6 protein-coding genes are annotated in these 18,365 nt (G+C 45.9%); 1 reads left to right on the forward strand and 5 read right to left on the reverse strand.

Translation table 11 applies throughout. The annotated features are described in order from the left end of the window. Nucleotides 1-59: 59 nt before the first annotated feature. The 3 genes from NYP55_RS02165 to NYP55_RS02175 form a co-directional block, all read right to left on the reverse strand. Nucleotides 60-4,307: an ATP-dependent DNA helicase gene (locus NYP55_RS02165; RefSeq protein ID WP_472781485.1), complete on the reverse strand. Its 4,248-nt coding sequence runs from the start codon at nucleotides 4,305-4,307 to the stop codon at nucleotides 60-62. Continuing rightward, nucleotides 4,297-9,219 (reverse strand): PD-(D/E)XK nuclease family protein, encoded by a 4,923-nt coding sequence (locus NYP55_RS02170; RefSeq protein WP_472781486.1) that lies wholly within the window; start codon nucleotides 9,217-9,219, stop codon nucleotides 4,297-4,299. The genes NYP55_RS02165 and NYP55_RS02170 overlap by 11 nt, the downstream gene beginning before the upstream one ends. Nucleotides 9,220-9,317: 98 nt before the next feature. After that, complete coding sequence (locus NYP55_RS02175) at nucleotides 9,318-10,094, reverse strand: hypothetical protein (protein ID WP_472781487.1); 777 nt, start codon at nucleotides 10,092-10,094, stop codon at nucleotides 9,318-9,320. 304 nt (nucleotides 10,095-10,398) lie between these two features. On the opposite strand from NYP55_RS02175, the gene NYP55_RS02180 reads away from it, so the two are divergent. After that, complete coding sequence (locus NYP55_RS02180; protein ID WP_004132749.1) at nucleotides 10,399-10,533, forward strand: hypothetical protein; 135 nt, start codon at nucleotides 10,399-10,401, stop codon at nucleotides 10,531-10,533. A 48-nt stretch (nucleotides 10,534-10,581) separates the two neighbouring features. Here NYP55_RS02180 and NYP55_RS02185 read toward each other — a convergent pair whose 3' ends face one another. Both NYP55_RS02185 and rpoB read right to left on the reverse strand, forming a co-directional pair. Beyond that, entirely contained in the window at nucleotides 10,582-14,601 is a 4,020-nt protein-coding gene (locus NYP55_RS02185) for a DNA-directed RNA polymerase subunit beta' (protein WP_116689748.1), read from the reverse strand. Nucleotides 14,602-14,694: 93 nt separating this feature from the next. After that, nucleotides 14,695-18,261: a DNA-directed RNA polymerase subunit beta gene (gene rpoB, locus NYP55_RS02190; protein WP_472781488.1), complete on the reverse strand. Its 3,567-nt coding sequence runs from the start codon at nucleotides 18,259-18,261 to the stop codon at nucleotides 14,695-14,697. Nucleotides 18,262-18,365: the final 104 nt, after the last annotated feature.

Below are 18,365 nucleotides of genomic sequence, written 5' to 3' on the forward strand. Positions count from 1 at the left end.
TACTTTTACTAACTTAAATCGGCTTATGCTCTACTTTTAGATTACCAAATACGTTGATTCTAAAAAGATGCCTCGCTCAAAATCTCGTCACGAGTTTTGCACAGCGCGTGAATCTCGCGATTTTCCGCACGCGCCTCGCTAACGTAGTAAAGAGTGGCGTCAATGCAGCTTAAATCAACGTTTGTAGCGCGCGCAAGCAGTAGCCTATACCAGTCAAGCTGCTCAAGTTTTAGGCGAATATCTTCCGCACTTTTTGGCCGCTTACCCGTCTTCCAATCAACGATTGTGTAGAGTTTTGATTCGTCGTTAGCGTCTAATCCTCCTGCAAAAACAGCATCCAAAGTGCCGTTGATGATTCTATTTGCAAACTCCGTATTATCGACTTGCATTAAAATCGGCATTTCTGCAGCAAGCGGCACTCGTTTTGCCCAACGCGATTCTATAAGCCGTTGCTTCCATTGATTTAGTGCGCAACTTTGAGAATCCGAATCCTTGCGATTCTGATTAAACTCGTAAAGCAAATCTTTGCGATCTTGAGGAATAAATTGCTCATCCAGCAAAGTGCCATTTTTTACAATAGTACGCCACTTAGCGCACTCGGATGCACTAGAAGACACTGCCGAATCCACAAATTGCTGCGCCCACGCGTGGAATTTTGTACCGAGATTTGCATCCATCGACGAAACGGACGGAATTGGGCGAATGCAAGCCAATAGATTGTTGTAAACTCGATCGTTTGCGCGCGCGCTAGCGTTTGCGTTTGCGTTTACATCAGGCGCAACTTTGCTTATTTTTTGCAAAGACGTTACGTTAAGCCTAGATCCGTTGGAAATCTTTTCCACCTTTTTTGCTAAGTCTTCTAGAGAATAATCGCCAGCGTTTTGCGATGTTAAATCGGCGTCTTGAACAAACGCTTTTGCGCGGTAATAAAGCGATTTTTGATGTGATATTAAGGAAGATTCGCCATCGGCATTGCCACTAAAATCACCATTAAAATCTTCACTTTTAACATCTTCACCCTTAACAAGCTTTGCAGATTCTTGAAGCGCATTTTCTACATCTTCACTCAAAGCACAAGGCCATTCAAGCACGCTTTCTTTAGCACGCGAATCGCTTTGAACTTTAATTTTTCCAAACTCTTTAGAAAGCTCACCTGCAAAATCGCCTGCAATAAAGCCAAAAACGTCTTCGCCGGAATCGCCAGAATCCGCAGAATTACTAGGATTCGCAGCATCACCAGAGACAGAATCGCCAGAATTTTCCGCCTCGCATTTTTTAACTTCAATCACACCATTAAGCGACTTTATAGCTTCCATCGACTCCTTAAGAAACACCGAAGCTGCACGCTTACGCCCATTTTCTTCCGAATCTCCCGAATTTGCTGAACCAGTTAAAAGCGCTGCAAACTTTGCGCGCGTAAGAGCAACGTACATAAGGTGGCGCTCGTCCATGTGAAGCTGGATTCCGCGCTCCTCACTTTGCGTAAATGGCATAAAATCAACGCTTTGCTGGGATTTATACGCATTATACACACGGCGAGTTTCTTCGCTCAAAAAATCGCCAGAATCCGCAGAACCACAATCCTCAGAGCCAGCATCCACCTCTTGAACAGCAGCCGCAAAATCACACAAAGCTTTGATTCTATCTGGTTTAATCTCGTCAAAAATCTTTTGCACACTATCTAAACTTTGCATGGATTTTTGCGGATGCATTGCCTCGGCACGCGTTACTGTATGCGGAAAATGCGGCAAAATATTGGCATCCACGCGCAACGCAGAAGGCACGCTTGCAGCAAACTCAATCGGTATGCGAGCGCTGGCTTGCCCATTATCATCAACTTTTAGCGAATCGCCTTGATTGCTTGGAAAAGCGCCCTCGTTTAGCCCAACTACAGCAACTGCTGGCCATTGCAAACCCTTTGATTGGTGAACTGTCATTAAAACAACTTGCGCACTATTTTGCTCTGTTCCAGAAGCTTGCAAATCAAGCGTTTTTGCTGAGTCAATCCAATTGATTAGTCCGCGCAAACTAACATCTTGCCACTCGCCCATCTCTTGCACATACGTTTCTACAATCGCGTTTAGCGAATCTAGAACATTGTGCATGTCGTTAAGCATTGTTTGATTGCTAAAATCCTTGTATTTTAAGGCCGCTCCAACAGCGCTATCAATATCTACGTTAAGCGCTTCAACAGCCGATTGCATAACGCTTGTTAGAGAATTTCTTTGCACGCGATCAACTTTATTTAGGATTTTACTAAGTCGACTTACTGCAGCAAATGCATGTGCGCTCAGCTTTTCTCGCATTTGGCTAACCCAATAATCGCCAGCAACCGCAGACTTACCAGAATCGCCAGAATCCCCACTCGCCCCAAAATCGCCAAAATCGCGCATAATCAAATCCGCTAAATACACTCCGCCATAAATATTTATGACTTGCGCCGATATTTCCCCACTATTCGCCTTATTTCTAAGATTGCGAACGGCAGAATCCCACTGGCTTCTAGGCAATCCATCCTCAACAAGCCCAGCCGATGCATACACGTTGTAAAGATATTCCGTATTCGCACTATTTGCGATTGATGCCAACACACCCAAATCCGCGGTAGATAGCGCAAAACGAGGAGTGGCAAGAAGACGCATAAGCGAATTGGAGTCGCTATGGTCTTGAATCACTCTTAGCAAACTCAAAACATCTTTAACAGCAGGCTTTTCAATAAGCGAAGAGTAGCCAACTATGCTCGTGCGAATACCAGCATCCTCCAGCTTTTGAGCATATTGCGGCATTTTTGCTTTACTTCTAAAAAGAATCGCAAGTTGTGGTTCCAGTGGATTTTCGCCATATTTTTCAACGATTTTCTTAGCGAATTGCACAACTGCATCAATTTCTTCGCCTTGATTTGGCATAAACAACGCGCAAACAGTTCCATTTGGCGCATCATCTTTTGGCTTTAAAGTTTCCACTTGCACTTCGCGATCGTCAATGCTGCTAAATCTACGACTTGCGTTTTGCGTTGAATTATCGCCATTTTCCGCGCGCATCGGCTCGGTTAGCGCGTTTGCAACTTTTAGTATAAACAGCGAATTTCTGCGCGTAACAGTTAGCGAATACTTGTTTTGCGCGCTTATGTTAAAGTCTTGTTCAAACTTGCAAAAAGCTCCAGTCGAAGCACCTCTAAACGAATAGATTGCTTGGAACGGGTCACCTACTGCCATAACATGCGTGCGATTCCCTTCTGCAGCAGCATTACCATAAAACAGCGTATTTATAAGCATTGCTTGCGTTGTAGAAGTATCTTGATACTCGTCTAAAAGAACTTGCGAATATTGATTCCTGTATTGCGCGCAAATCGAAGGAAAATGCGTAACCAAATAATAAGCTGCAATCGTAAAATCGCTAAATTGCGCCATGTTTACGCGCTTTTTTTCGGCGTCAAATTGTAAAACAAGATCTAGCAAAATGTCTCGTTTTAGGCAAGCGTTGTATAGATTTATGCAAAATTGCAAGCACGAATCATTCCAATATTTTTCGTAATTTTTGCACGCATTCTTAAATTTTTCCGCAGACGCTTTCTCCACGTCTTGCTCACTCATTCCAGCTGTTTTTTTGACTTTTTTGTATTTTGGAATCGCTGGAGCTTTTGCGCTTAGCGGCGATTCTACTTTTCTATCTGCAATAACATTTTTTAAGTGTTTTGCAAACTCATTATTCCACTCGCGTATTTTTTGAACAGCTTGAGACACGCTTGAGCACGTTTCGCCTATACTATCTACTCCAATCATCGAGCACGATATTTCGGCACAAAGATTAATAACATCAGCACACAAAGTGTCAAAATTATATAGCTTACTTAAATTTTTAGCGTTATTTTGTGGATTATCTAAATATTTTCCGATTATACTTTTTATGATTTCCATCGCGCCAGCGTCGCTTAATGGCATTGTGTTTTGATTAAAGCCAACCAAAAGGCCGTATCTTCTTACGATTGATTGAAAGAACGCGTCATACGTCATAACTTCTGGCTTTAAGAATGACTTTGCTCCGCTTGCACTAACCTCCGCCGAAACGCGACTTAGCAATTCTGCAGCAGCTTTGTTTGTAAACGTTAAACCCAATATAGACTCTGGCGGAACTTTGCTTTTAATTAAATGTATTACGCGACGAGTCATGGTGTACGTTTTGCCGCTTCCAGCTCCAGCAACTATTAGCACGTCTTGATTAATCGGCGCTTCTATAACGTTTTTTTGCTCTAAGCTTGGACCACTATTATGTGTGGACTTTATGGCGCTAACGTTGTTATTGCTCATTTTTACCTTCAATCACTTCGTAAACAGTGTCCACTTTTTCCGCACACGCAGGGCAAACGTCTAAACATCTACAATAATTTTTATGATCCGCTTTTGGCTCTACAGCAAAACTCGTTGATTTAACAGCAGCAGCGGCAAAAAATACGCGAGATATCATCATAAGCGACCATTTTGCGCGCATTGGCAAGCCTACAAAATCCGCCCACGCACTTTGACTTACGCCTTGCGCAGGATTTTGAGCATCAATATTTGGAAGATCGTAAAGGCGATTATTGTTAGAATATCTGTAACGACTTATGATTTCACTAGCGCTTAACGAGCCATCCTCATCAAACAGCGAAGGCTGACAAATGTTCTCTGCAACGCCATTATCTTGCGCAGGAGAATCCTTGTACACAACGTGGAACAGCGCACTTCGCGCGATTTTTGTGTGCTTAAGCTTTAGCAATTGCTCATAGTCTTTATTGTTTTCGGAGCAAAAAACAATTCCCAGTTGATAGCAAATAAGCTGCAAATCATTAAAAACTTGCTGTGTTTTAGGAACTTTTCCTGTTTTATAGTCGATTAGGCGAATTTGTTGCGTGTTGTCGTTTAACTTTCTAAGTTCCATGCGGTCGATTCGCCCCTGGATTCTAACGCGCAAATCGCATGAGCCGCCATTAGGCCATCCGCCTACCAAAAATCCCATTATTGAATAAAGATCTTCCAAGCTTATTTGCGATTTAGCAGCAAGATTGTACGCGTTTAGAATATCGTCAAAGCCAAAAGTGGCGTTTATTTTGCACTCGCAATAAGCTTCCTCGAGACTACCCAAAGGAACATCTGCAATAGTCGGCTTTGCTGTTTTTGACTTTTCTGGAGCAGGCAGAATCTTTGTTACAACACCATCTTCGTCTTTTTGCGCAAGAATCGGGTAATTCTGCCCGTTTAGCGAGCCTACAAAATATTGAGCAATCGTGTAAAGCGCGCGGCGAACATTCAAATCGTTTTTTATAAAACGGTAGCGGTCTTTTACATTAGAAATACTAGAATCACTTGGGCAAATCGAATAATAATGCTCAATCATCTTATTCGCAACATCTTCAATCGCCTTTTTTTGCAAAGCACTAAACGATTCAAACGAAAAATCAAAGTCCGAAAATTCCTGCGCGCGAGCGCCAACAAACCCACTAACAAAAGCTTGAAGCTGTGGGTAGTTTTTGCGCAAATAATCGTTGTCTAAATGCTCATCTTGACTTGCCCACCTTGCAGTTTCGTGAATAAGCGTGCCGAATTGCGCTGCCGTACTTCCTACAGTCGGGCCAGCAAATTTACTCTCCAAAAGGCAACAAACTGGGCAAGACCAAAGTTTATCTACCATTGAAGGAGATAGAGTTACAAGATTTTTATTAGTGGAGATTTTTTCTTGTGACTTTTCTTGTGACTTTAGTGGCGATTCTTCTTGCGATTCAGCGGTTGCTTGCGATTCTTCGGTTGCTTGCGATTCTGGCTTCGCAGAACCAATCGCAGAATCGTAATTTTTACGCATAAAATCCCAATTATCTGGATTTGCTGCATCAACTCCGTTGTTTTTGAGCAGATTTAACGCATCTAACGCATCTTGAATCGTAGAATTTTTTGCCATTTTATGGCCATCATTAGAGCCACACTCCTCTTTAGCAAGCGTGATTCTAGACGCACAAACAAGACCTCTTGCATCGGCATCAACCGCCGCAAAATCGCCACAAAAATCTGTGTAATCGCAGCTTCCGTCTTGATTTCTCCAATAAATCTCTGGCAAATAGTAGTACAAAAAGTCCGAAGGAACGCAATCATCACTATTAACCGCACTTATGCAAAGATGCTTGCGAGCGCGCGTAATTGCCATTAGCAAGCTGCGCTGTTCGCCAGTAAAAATCGCTTGCTTATCACTTACGCAAATGCCATTAGGATTTTTAGAATACGCGTCAAAAAAGTACGTTATATCTCCACTTTCTCCACTTAAAATCCTGCTATTTAGCACAATATCAACAAGCGTTTCCGAAGCAAACATAGTGCTTCTAGCGGCAGTATTCGGCCAAACTCGCTGCTGAACCGCAGGAATCCACACGTAATCCCACGTTCTTCCAACCGAGCCAGAAGGCGTTGTAAGAGTCACAGCGTCTGGAAGAGGCGCCACGCTTGCAAGCGAATCCGCTTCGATTTCCATTTGGCGAACTTGATCAATAAACTCCACGATTGTTGGAGCAGCCGAGACTCCATTAGGCGTCTGCTGGCCTTGTGAGACTGTATACGAGAACGAATCCGCGTACTCAAAAAGACGCATTGCAGCATCTAGCCTATCGTTTGCCGCGCGGCCTTCATCACTATTACTAAGCGCTTGAATTTGCCACTTTTTAGCGCAATTGCAAAGATTCCAAGCCTTGCTTAAAACGTAGCTAACTTGATTTTCTCCGCTGTTTTTAACTTTTTCAAGGTTATTTTTTAGATTTTTAGAAAGTCTTAGAACAATATTAAACACGCGCATCAACGCACGCATATGAACACTGTTTGGGCGCATTTTTTGCAAAACAGAAAAGATTTCTGTAGATTTTACGCCTTGATTCTCTTCGTTTTCTGAATCACCTAAATCGCCAGAATCCGCAGAGCAGCCGTCAATAAGCGCCTTAAGAATCAAAAGATAACACGACTCAATGCTAAATTGCGTGCTATTTGCGTTTGGTTGCGCGCTAAAAACGCGATTGTCAACCGTAACGCTTGCGCTTTCAATCGCAGATGGCTCGTTTGCGCCTAAAAGGCGATTGCTAAGCGCTTTCCATTGCTCTATAAGACCGTGTAATGGCGAATTTTCTCCGCTTGCATTTGCACCGTTCGCCTTTGCACCGTTCGCCTTTGCACCACTTGCATTTGCGCCTGAAATCACTTCGCTAAGTGAACAAATTGAGCGCATAAGAGAATCAACAGCCGCCAAATCCGCGCAATTGTAATCGCCAGAATCCACAAGCGGACTTTCCAAAACGGTCTTTATTCTAGAGCGAACAAAATGTGCAATCGAATAAAGCGTGTAATTACCCGAATGCACGCTTTTTGCTAAATCATCAACACTTTTTTGACTAAATTGCGCTAACTCAATAATCGCAAAAAGCGCTTTAATAAACGGCTCGTCTCTAAGCGCGCGCGTGACGCTCGAGTAGCGCACAGGAACACCGTCTTTTCTAAGACGCTCGCCAAACGCGCGAACTGTTGCATTATCGTGCGCAATTAAAGCCATGTTTTTCCAAGGAATCTTATTGTCTAAATGAGCGCGCTTTATTTGCCAAATAACGCAATCCATCTCTTGGCTAGGAGTTCTGTACAAATCGCCAGAAACCGAAGAATTTTCTGTTTTTTGCGAATTTAATTCGATTTTTTCTATAGGAAAAGCACCTTGGATATTGGCCATTTTCCAAGCCCTGCGGGCGATAGGCGTTTGCGTTGGCATAAGCGAAGCAATCGAAAGCGAAACGCGTGCAGAAAAAAGATTTAGCGAAATTGAGCGATTGGAATGGTTTATAAAATCAGGTAGATTATGCGATTCTTGGCGCTTTACATCTTGCGATATCTGTTTTGCAAAATCTTCGCCAAATCCTTCGACTTTATAATCGCAAATTTTAGAAACAGCAGCTTGCATAACGCCATTTTGCGCTGATTCAACAACGTAATCGGGGTACGATCCACGGAAGGATTGCACGGATTCGTCGGGATTTGCCGTTAAAACAATTCTCACGCCCAAGCGCGCTAGCGACTCAAGAAAAGCCAAGCCAGCAAGCGTTACGTCGTGAAAATCGTCAACAACTAACATGCGCGGAAGGAAGAGTTTAAGAGCGTAAAACTCAAGGGAAGAATCGCAAGAATCGCAAGCCGCCGAAGATTCATTAGCACTATCGCAATGTAAATTATTAAAAATATCGTTCAAAATTTGAACGCCACTTGCCAAAAGCCTAGAAGAATCAAGCCTAAAAGCGTTTGGATACTTCTTGCGCACACAATCCGCATACTCGCTTCTAAGAGCAAAAGCCAAATTCCATTGAGTTCTAATGCGGCTAACAATAATAGACGATACAAAATCCGAGTTAACACTAAGATGCGAGTCCAAACTGTTCAACATATTTTTTTCCGCAAAATCGCTTACAATGCCCATCTCGTCTAAGCGCGCGAGCATATCTCGAAGTTGGTGAATAAAAGCGCTATTTACAGAGATGTTAGAGATGTAATTAGAATCTAGCGAATCAGGTGAATCGAGCGAATCATCGCTATTTTGCGCGTTTTGTAATTTAGAAATTGTGTAAATCCAAGAATTTTTAGAAGAATCACTAGAAGAAGAATCTTTAGACGAAGAATTCTTAGAATAGTCGCTAGCAAAATACTCGCTAAAAAGAGCGCAAACTTTGCAATTGCCACTATCGCCTTGCAAAACGTGATTAACGTGTACGCACACAACTTCGCGAAGAAGCACGTCTTGCTCGGCGCCATTAAGCAACTTAGGCGCAGGCATGCCAAAAAGCTTATTTCGCGCGGAAATCAAACTAAACGCAAGTGCGGAAAGCGTGCCAACTGGTCGCGATTGGTGCGAAACACCCAAGTTTTGAATTACGTAATCCGACATTCGTGCAGATGTGGAGCGATTTTGAGCAGCAGCAACAGCGATATCACTACGAATAGCATTTTTTAGCAAAAGCTGCGCAGCGCGATTATTGAGCAAGCAAGGCGAATCAGATGCCGCGCTCCAATCAAAACGCAAACCCAAAAGCAACGAGTTAAGCGCAAAGCTTGACTTGCCAGCGTTTGGTGCTCCAAAAACAAGCAAAACATTGGTGTTGCGTCCATGCGCGTTTTTAAGAGTGCCATTTAACAACGATTGAACAGCATCCAGCGCAGAATCTTCCGTACACATAAACACAATTCTACCAACTGACGCGAGCTATTCCCGCGTTTGTTTACGTTTTGGCCAATTTTGGGAACAAACACGGGCGCGACGACCTGCCTTCGCGTTCAAAGCGTAACGCGCGAGCGCAGATAATCCGCGCGAGCGTTTTTAATCGCAAGAAATGCTATTCCAATGCCAATAAAAATCAGCGTAAAAATCACAAGCAAATAAACAACACCCACTCCAAGCGTTGTGGAATTAAACGTGTTTGGCGCAAAACCAAACCACCCAGCAGGCGCTTTGTAGTTCAAAAAGTTGTACGGCGCTGCCATAGCATGCTCTCCCCAACGCACGCCAGCAAACTCGCTTAGAGCAACAGCGTACGCAACGTAAGTGAGCGGCGGAATCGTAGCAAAATAAACGTGCGCGCGGCTGGACTTGTACTTGTAATCAAAAAGAATAAAGTCAAAAATCGCAAGCAACGGCGTTATAAAATGCACGCATAAGCTTGAGCACCCATTGTTCATATACGCGCCAACAAATCCGAGCTTGTTTGTAGGAGCCAAAAAGCACAGGTATAGCGTAAAAGTGACAGCGATTGAAATCGTCATCATAAATTTAAAAATGTACCATGCGTTTGGTTTTGAATCTACCCAGCCGCCAGTGCGCTCAGCCTGCACACCCTGCTCATCGCTTTTAGACTTAAGAGCACTTCGCGTGTCTAGAATCAGCGAGCCAAAAAGCGCAAAGCAAATCATCAAGTTAGAAAGATTCGTAAAATACGTTAGTGCCATTGAATCCCAAGACATTGCCATTCCGTAAATGGACGAAACTATTGCAATAACTCGAATTATGGTTCTTGTAACGTAATCTTTGCGCGTTAGGACTAGTGTTTCGCTCATTTTAAGCTCGCTTTCAAATAAGTTTTAATTCTTATTTATGTTCTTCGATTATTTATGTTTTTCGATTTTTCACATAAACACATTTCGTTTTACATAAATAAGATTTACTATACTTGACTCCGATCTATAAATAGCAAAACTTGCAAAATTTAATGGCGATTTTTGTAGATAATGCCAAACAATCTGCAGCAACGTGCGCGACGACCTACCTTTTCGCTTAAAGCGTAGCGCGAGAAGGCAGGTCGGAGCGCACGGCTATTAGCAGCCGCTCGGCTGATTTGGCACATAAAGTCCACTGGACTTTATGCCTGAGCCAAATCACGCTTTGAAGGAGCTTGAAACGCGTTATGCAATTTCAAGCTCAGTCAAAGCGAACAAAAAAGCCGCTGCAAGATGCGTAAAACAACTTGCAACGGCTAGTCGAAGTGGACTTACTTAATTAAGCAATCACCCAATTAAGCAATCACCCAATTAAGCAATCACATGATTACTCAATGTCATCATCGTAATCACTCTGACCACCTTGATCGTCAAGGTAATCATCTGGATTAAAATCATCACCGAGCTTCATGTCTCCAAAATCAATGTTAGAGAAGTCAACATCCGCCATGTCGCTTTCACCAAAGTTTGATGGAGTGCTATTTTCAGCAGTCACAGCAAGATTTGGATACATAGCGTCACGAACTTCTGGATCCGCAGACACATCCGCATTACGGTAGCGCGCCAAACCAGTACCAGCTGGAATGAGCTTACCAATAATCACGTTCTCCTTTAGACCCTTAAGATCATCTTCCTTCTGACTCAAAGCAGCCTCAGTAAGCACGCGTGTAGTCTCCTGGAAGGATGCGGCAGAAAGCCAAGAATCCGTAGCCAAAGAAGCCTTGGTAATACCCATAAGCTCTGGTCGGCCAGCAGCAGGCTTACCGCCATTCTTAACGGCAGCAAGATTTGCCTCGCGGAACTTTGCCTGATCCACAAGCTCACCTGGAAGAAGCTCAGTGTCTCCAGAATCAATCACCGTAATACGGCGAAGCATCTGGTGAACAATAACCTCAATGTGCTTATCGTGAATATCAACGCCCTGAGAACGGTAAACGTTGTGAACTTCTTCCACAATATTCACCTGAGCAGCGCGCGGACCAAGGATTCGCAAAATCTTCTTAGGATCCACAGAACCCTCAATAAGCTGCGTGCCAACCTCAACGTGGTCGCCATCCTTAACAAGCATTGGAGCGCGGCGAGTTACTGGGTAAACGATTGGCTCAACGGTTGTATCGTCTGGAGTCAAAGTGACTTGACGGCCGTGATCCGTATCTTCTACCTTTACAACGCCTGGGAACTCTGCGATTGGAGCCTCACCCTTAGGAGTACGAGCCTCGAAAAGCTCGGTAACACGAGGAAGACCCTGCGTAATATCGCTTGCCGAAGCAACGCCACCAGAGTGGAAGGAACGAAGCGTAAGCTGCGTACCAGGCTCACCAATGGACTGTGCTGCAACAATACCAACAGCCTCACCAACGTCCACAAGTCGGCTTGTAGCCAAAGACCAGCCGTAGCACTTTGCGCAAACGCCGCGCTTAGACTCGCAAGTAAGCACAGAGCGAGCCTTAACCTCTTCAACGCCGTGCGCAACCAAACTGCGCAAAACGTCCATAGAAAGCGCGTCTCCACACTTTGCCAAAACTGTTGTACCGTCTGCAGGATCGAGCACGTCTGCAGCAAGCAAGCGAGAGTATGGGCCACCATCAGCAGCCTTAACAAGCGTCAAATTGCCGTTTTCGTCGCGGTCCGCAATCTTCATCATAAGGCCACGTTTCGTGCCGCAATCTTCTTCGCGAACAATAACTTCCTGCGAAACGTCCACAAGACGACGAGTCAAATAACCAGATTCTGCTGTACGAAGTGCGGTATCTGCCAAGCCCTTACGAGCACCGTGCTGAGAGATGAAGTACTCCAACACGGAAAGGCCATCGCGGTAGTTTGACTTAACAGGACGAGGAATAATCTCACCCTTAGGATTTGCCACCAAGCCTCGCATACCAGCAATCTGACGAATCTGCATCCAGTTACCACGCGCGCCAGACTGAACCATAATGTTCACGTTGTTGTCGTCGTGGAAGTTCTCGCGCATTGCGTCTGCAACCTTATCTGTGCATTCTGTCCACAAGTTAATCAACTCTTGACGACGCTCTTCGTCTGTAAGAAGACCCATATCGTACTGGGAGTTGATCTTTGCAGCCTGATCCTCGTAATCTTGCGCAATCTGCTCGCGATTTGGAGGAAGCACAATATCCGAGAATGCCATTGTAACGCCAGACCAAGGTGCGCGCGTAAAGCCAAGATCCTTCAAAGCATCAAGGCTTGCCGCCACTTGCGCGGTGGAATAACGCGTAGCAATGTCGTCAACAATCTTAGAAAGAACACCCTTTGGAACCTGCTGGTTTACAAACGGATAGTCCTCTGGAAGAGTGCTATTAAACAGCACGCGACCGCAAGACGTTGCAAACAGAACAGTTCCATCCTTAAAGCGCTCTTCGTGAACAACATCTGGGCTGCCTGGCTCTGGGTCTACAACCTTAAGCTCGGAAGGCTCCCAATCCTTTGGCAAAACAAAGTCTGCAGGAACGCGAATTAACACCTTAGCTTGCATGTCAATCTCGTGCTTGTCTAGCGCCATTTGAGCTTCTGCAAGCGAGGAGAAGATTCGGCCTTGACCCTTTGCACCGTCGATTACGGTAGACAAGTAGTACAAGCCCAAAATCATATCCTGAGATGGCATTGTAACAGTGTGACCATCTGCTGGCTTCAAGATATTGTCGGATGCCATCATCAAGCTGCGAGCTTCTGCTTGAGCTTCGGCGGAAAGTGGCAAATGCACTGCCATCTGGTCACCATCGAAGTCGGCGTTGAATGCTGCGCAAGCAAGTGGTGGCAAGTGAATTGCCTTACCTTCAACCAAGATTGGCTCAAATGCTTGAATACCCAAGCGGTGAAGCGTAGGTGCGCGGTTAAGAAGAACAGGATGCTCGGAAATAACTTCCTCGAGCACGCCCCAAACCTCGGAATCTCCGCGATCCACAAGGCGCTTGGCGCTCTTCATGTTCTGTGCAAAGCCCTGATCTACCAAACGCTTAATAACGAATGGCTTAAACAGCTCCAACGCCATTGGCTTAGGCAAACCGCACTGATGCATGCGAAGGCTTGGACCAACAACGATTACGGAACGGCCAGAATAATCAACTCGCTTACCGAGCAAGTTCTGGCGGAATCGACCCTGCTTACCTTTAAGCATATCGGAAAGCGACTTTAGTGGCCTATTGGATGCGCCAGTTACTGGGCGTCCACGGCGACCATTGTCGAACAGCGAATCAACAGCTTCCTGAAGCATGCGCTTTTCGTTATTAAGCATGATTTCAGGAGCGCCAAGCTCAATCAGCCTCTTCAAACGATTGTTACGGTTGATTACGCGGCGATACAAGTCGTTCAAATCGGATGTTGCAAAACGTCCACCATCAAGCTGAACCATTGGACGCAAGTCTGGTGGGATTACTGGAATAACATCCAAAACCATTGCTTCTGGCTTGTTTCCAGTAGTCAAGAACGCGTTCACAACCTTAAGTCGCTTCAAAGCGCGCGCCTTGCGCTGACCAGTGCCATTGTCGATCTCTTCGCGAAGTTCTACAGCAGCAGACTTAAGATCGAAGTCTTGCAAGCGCTTCTTGATTGCTTCCGCGCCCATGCATCCTTCAAAGTAATCGCCATAGCGATCTTCCATCTCTCGCCAAAGATCAACATCGCCTTCCATATCTCCTGCACGCAAGCCCTTAAAGCGATCGAAAACTGCGTTCAAACGCTGAATTTGCTCGTCGTAGCGAGTACGGATAGCAGACATTTCGCGTTCAGCTCCAGCACGCAACTTAGACTTTGCGCTACCTTTTGCCTCGCCCGATTCTTCTAGCTCGTGAAGATCTTCTTCTGCTTTCTTTGCACGCGCATCAATCTCGTTGTCGCGGCGCTTGCGAAGATTGCCAATCTCAGTATCAAACTCGTCTTGCAAGTCTGGAAGATCCTGGTGACGCTGCTCTTCGTCCACCTTAGTAACCATGTAGGCTGCAAAGTAGATGACCTTTTCCAAGTCTTTTGGAGCAATATCGAGCAAATATCCCAAGCGGCTTGGCACACCCTTGAAGAACCAAATGTGTGTTACAGGAGCCGCAAGCTCAATATGACCCATGCGTTCACGGCGAACGCGGCTGCGTGTAACTTCCACGCCGCATCGCTCGCACACGATTCCCTTAAAGCGTACGCGCTTATACTTGCCGCACGCGCACTCCCAATCGCGAGTAGGACCAAAAATCTGCTCACCGAACAGACCATCCTTCTCTGGCTTAAGGGTACGGTAATTAATGGTTTCTGGCTTCTTAACTTCGCCGTGGCTCCAGCTACGGATGTCTTCGGCAGTGGCCAGTCCAATCCTCAGTTTGTCAAATGCGTTGACGTCCAGCACTATTATCGTCCTGTCTCATGAAATTGTTTTTCTAAGTTTCTTAAAGTGATTAGTGATTAGTGATTAGTGATTAAAACACTTGTAACACTTGTATCACTGGTATTCAGGTTCTTGAATAACTTGGTCTTCTTTGGCAGACGAATCTGGTCGTGCACCAATATTAAAGCCCAAATTTTCAGAAGACGACACCGGATCATCATCTTCATCCTTCATGTCGATTGCCACTCCTTCGGAGTTAAGCACCTCAACATTCAAGGAGAGCGACTGCATTTCCTTGAGCAACACCTTAAAGGACTCAGGAATACCAGCAGGTGGAAGATTATCGCCCTTAACAATAGCGCCATACACGCGCACGCGACCGTCAACGTCATCAGACTTTGTGGTCATCATTTCGTGCAATGTGTACGCAGCGCCATAAGCCTCAAGCGCCCACACTTCCATCTCACCAAAGCGCTGGCCGCCGAACTGAGCCTTACCACCCAACGGCTGCTGGGTAATCATAGAGTAAGGACCAGTGGAACGAGCGTGAATCTTATCATCAACCAAGTGATGCAGCTTCAAGATGTACATGTAACCAACAGAAATTGGCTTAGGGAATGGTTCACCAGTGCGGCCGTCAAACAGTGTTGCCTTACCGTCGGAGCCAACAAGCTTATTGCCATCGCGGTCTGCAAGCGTAGTGCTCAAAAGACCCTTCAAAGTCTCTGGGCGCACGCCGTCGAACACTGGAGTTGCAACAGGAGTGCATGGATCGCCGTGCTCGGCGCCTTCTGGCACGTACTTCTTCCAAGCAGCCTCAAGGTCTGGATCCAAGTTAATATCCCAGCCTGCGTGAGCAATCCAACCCAAGTGAAGCTCGAGCACCTGGCCCAAGTTCATTCGAGAAGGCACGCCCAGCGGGTTAAGCATAATGTCTACTGGAGTACCATCCTCCAAGAATGGCATATCCTCTTCTGGCAAAATGCGGGAAATAACACCCTTATTACCGTGACGACCAGAAAGCTTATCGCCCTGCGTAATCTTGCGATGCTGAGCAATGTACACGCGAATCATCTGGTTTACGCCATTTGGAAGCTCATCGCCATCGTCTTCAGCGTCTTCGCGAGTAATCTCCTTAACAGCAATCACGGTACCAGTTTCGCCGTGAGGCACACGAAGCGAAGTGTCTCGAACTTCGCGGCTCTTTTCGCCAAAGATTGCGCGAAGCAAGCGCTCTTCTGGAGTAAGCTCGGTCTCGCCCTTAGGTGTTACCTTACCAACCAAAATATCGCCAGCTTCAACCTCGGCACCAATGCGAATAATACCGCGCTCGTCGAGGTTTGCAATAGCGTCTTCACCAACGTTTGGAAGGTCGCGAGTAATCTCTTCGGCACCAAGCTTGGTTTCGCGCGCGTCAATCTCGTACTCTTCAATGTGAATCGAAGAAAGCGTATCGTCTTGCACGAGTCGCTGAGAAATAATCACAGCATCCTCGTAGTTGTAGCCATTCCAAGGCATAAACGCAACGAGCAAATTCTTACCCAATGCAAGTTCACCCTTTTCAGTTGCAGGACCGTCTGCAAGTACAGTTCCTGCTTCAACGCGCTCGCCATCTTTAATCAGCGGCACCTGGTTGTAGCAAGTAGTCTGGTTGGAACGCTGGAACTTAGAAAGCTTGTAGCTAGATTGAGTTCCGTCATCGTTCATAACGCGAATAATATCTGCAGAAACGTAGGTTACAACGCCTGGCTTTTCGGAAAGAATCACGTCTCCAGAATCAACTGCAGCACGCCATTCGGAACCCGTACCAACAAGTGGACGCTCCGACTTAATAAGCGGCACAGCCTGACGCTGCATGTTGGTACCCATCAATGCACGGTGTCCTTCATCGTGCTCCAAGAATGGAATCAAGCTTGCGCCAAGAGAAACCATCTGACGTGGAGAAACATCCATGTAGTCAACAGTGCTAACAGGCACATCGACTGCCTCTTCTTCGTCCACGCGAGCAAGAGCCTGAGTGCCAACAAAGTTGCCGTTTTCGTCAAGCTCCTGGTTTGCCTGAGCAATAACGTGCTCGGCTTCGCGATCTGCAGTCATATATTCGACTTCGTTAGTCACATGACCATTAACAACCTTGCGATAAGGCGTTTCAATAAAGCCGAATGGGTTGATGCGACCAAAGGTTGCAAGAGAGCCGATAAGACCGATGTTTGGACCTTCTGGGGATTCGATTGGGCACATACGACCAAAGTGGGATGGGTGCACGTCTCGAACTTCCATAGATGCGCGGTCTCTAGAAAGACCACCAGGACCAAGCGCAGAGAGACGACGCTTGTTTGTAACGCCTGCCAAAGGATTATTCTGATCCATAAACTGGCTAAGCTGGGAAGTTCCGAAGAACTCCTTAATCGTAGCGTTAACTGGTCGAATGTTAATCAATGACTGTGGTGTAATCGCCTCAGCGTCTTGAGTTGTCATACGCTCGCGCACAACGCGCTCCATGCGGCTTAAGCCAGTACGAATCTGATTCTGTACAAGCTCGCCAACCTGGCGGATTCGGCGGTTTCCAAAGTGATCAATATCGTCTACGTCTACACGCAACTGCACATCTTCGCCATCGCGCTTGCCTGGGAAGGTCTTTTCGCCAGCATGCAAAGTAACCAAATACTTGATTGTTGCAATAATGTCTTCGCGATTCAAGCTGCGATCGTTGTAATCCGCTTCCAAACCAAGCTTGCGATTAATCTTGTAGCGACCAACGCGCGCCAAATCGTAGCGCTTTGTGTTGAAGTAGAAGGATTCGAGCAAATTGCGACCCGCGTCGGCAGTTGCTGTATCTGCTGGACGAATCTTTCTGTACAAGTCTGTAAGAGCATCGTCTTGAGTATCGATTGGCTCTTTTTCTAGAGCGTCGAGAACAAGAGGATAACCCTGGAATGCTTCGGCAATTTCTGGCTTAGTCATGCCGATTGCCATTAAGAATACGATTGCAGACTGCTTGCGCTTGCGATCTACGCGCACGCCAAGAACATCGCGCTTATCAATCTCGAACTCAAGCCACGCTCCGCGACTTGGAATGATTTTTGCGCCAAAAACGTCTTTATCGGAAGTGCGATCTTGCGTGCGATCGAAGTACACGCCTGGGGAACGCACAAGCTGAGACACGATTACGCGCTCAGTGCCGCCAATAATGAATGTTCCGTGTGGGGTTTGTAATGGGAAATCACCCATAAAAACAGTCTGGCTCTTAATCTCGCCAGTTTCGCCGTTTTCAAACTCTGCATTTACGTACAAAGGAGCGGAATATGTGTAATCCTTCTCTTTGCACTCAAGCACAGTGTGACGTGGCTCTTCAAAATATGGATCCGAGAATGTGAGGCTCATTGTCTCAGCAAAATTCTCGATTGGAGAAATCTCTTGGAACACTTCTTCCAGACCAGAGACGTGTGGCACAGTGTGAGTGCCATTTGCCTCATCTTCTTCGACGCGCTTCTTCCAACGCTCGGAGCCGATCAGCCAGTCAAAGCTGTCGGTTTGCACACCGAGGAGGTATGGCACATCGATTGGCTCACAAATGGAGCCGAAATTCACACGATCCGACGCTTTGTGCAATTTAATGCTGTGCTCGTCGGCACGCGCGATGACTTTGGTGGTGTTCGTCGTAGCTTGTTCAGCAGCCAATGGACGTTCCTTTATCGCTAGCTAGTTTTATTAATCCTTGGGAGCTTTAGAAAATCGCAGCAAACGCGCTTAAAATCAATGATTTTGGGTTTGCGGGCGCCTTC

It is taken from the genome of Gardnerella sp. c10Ua_31 (assembly GCF_055700915.1).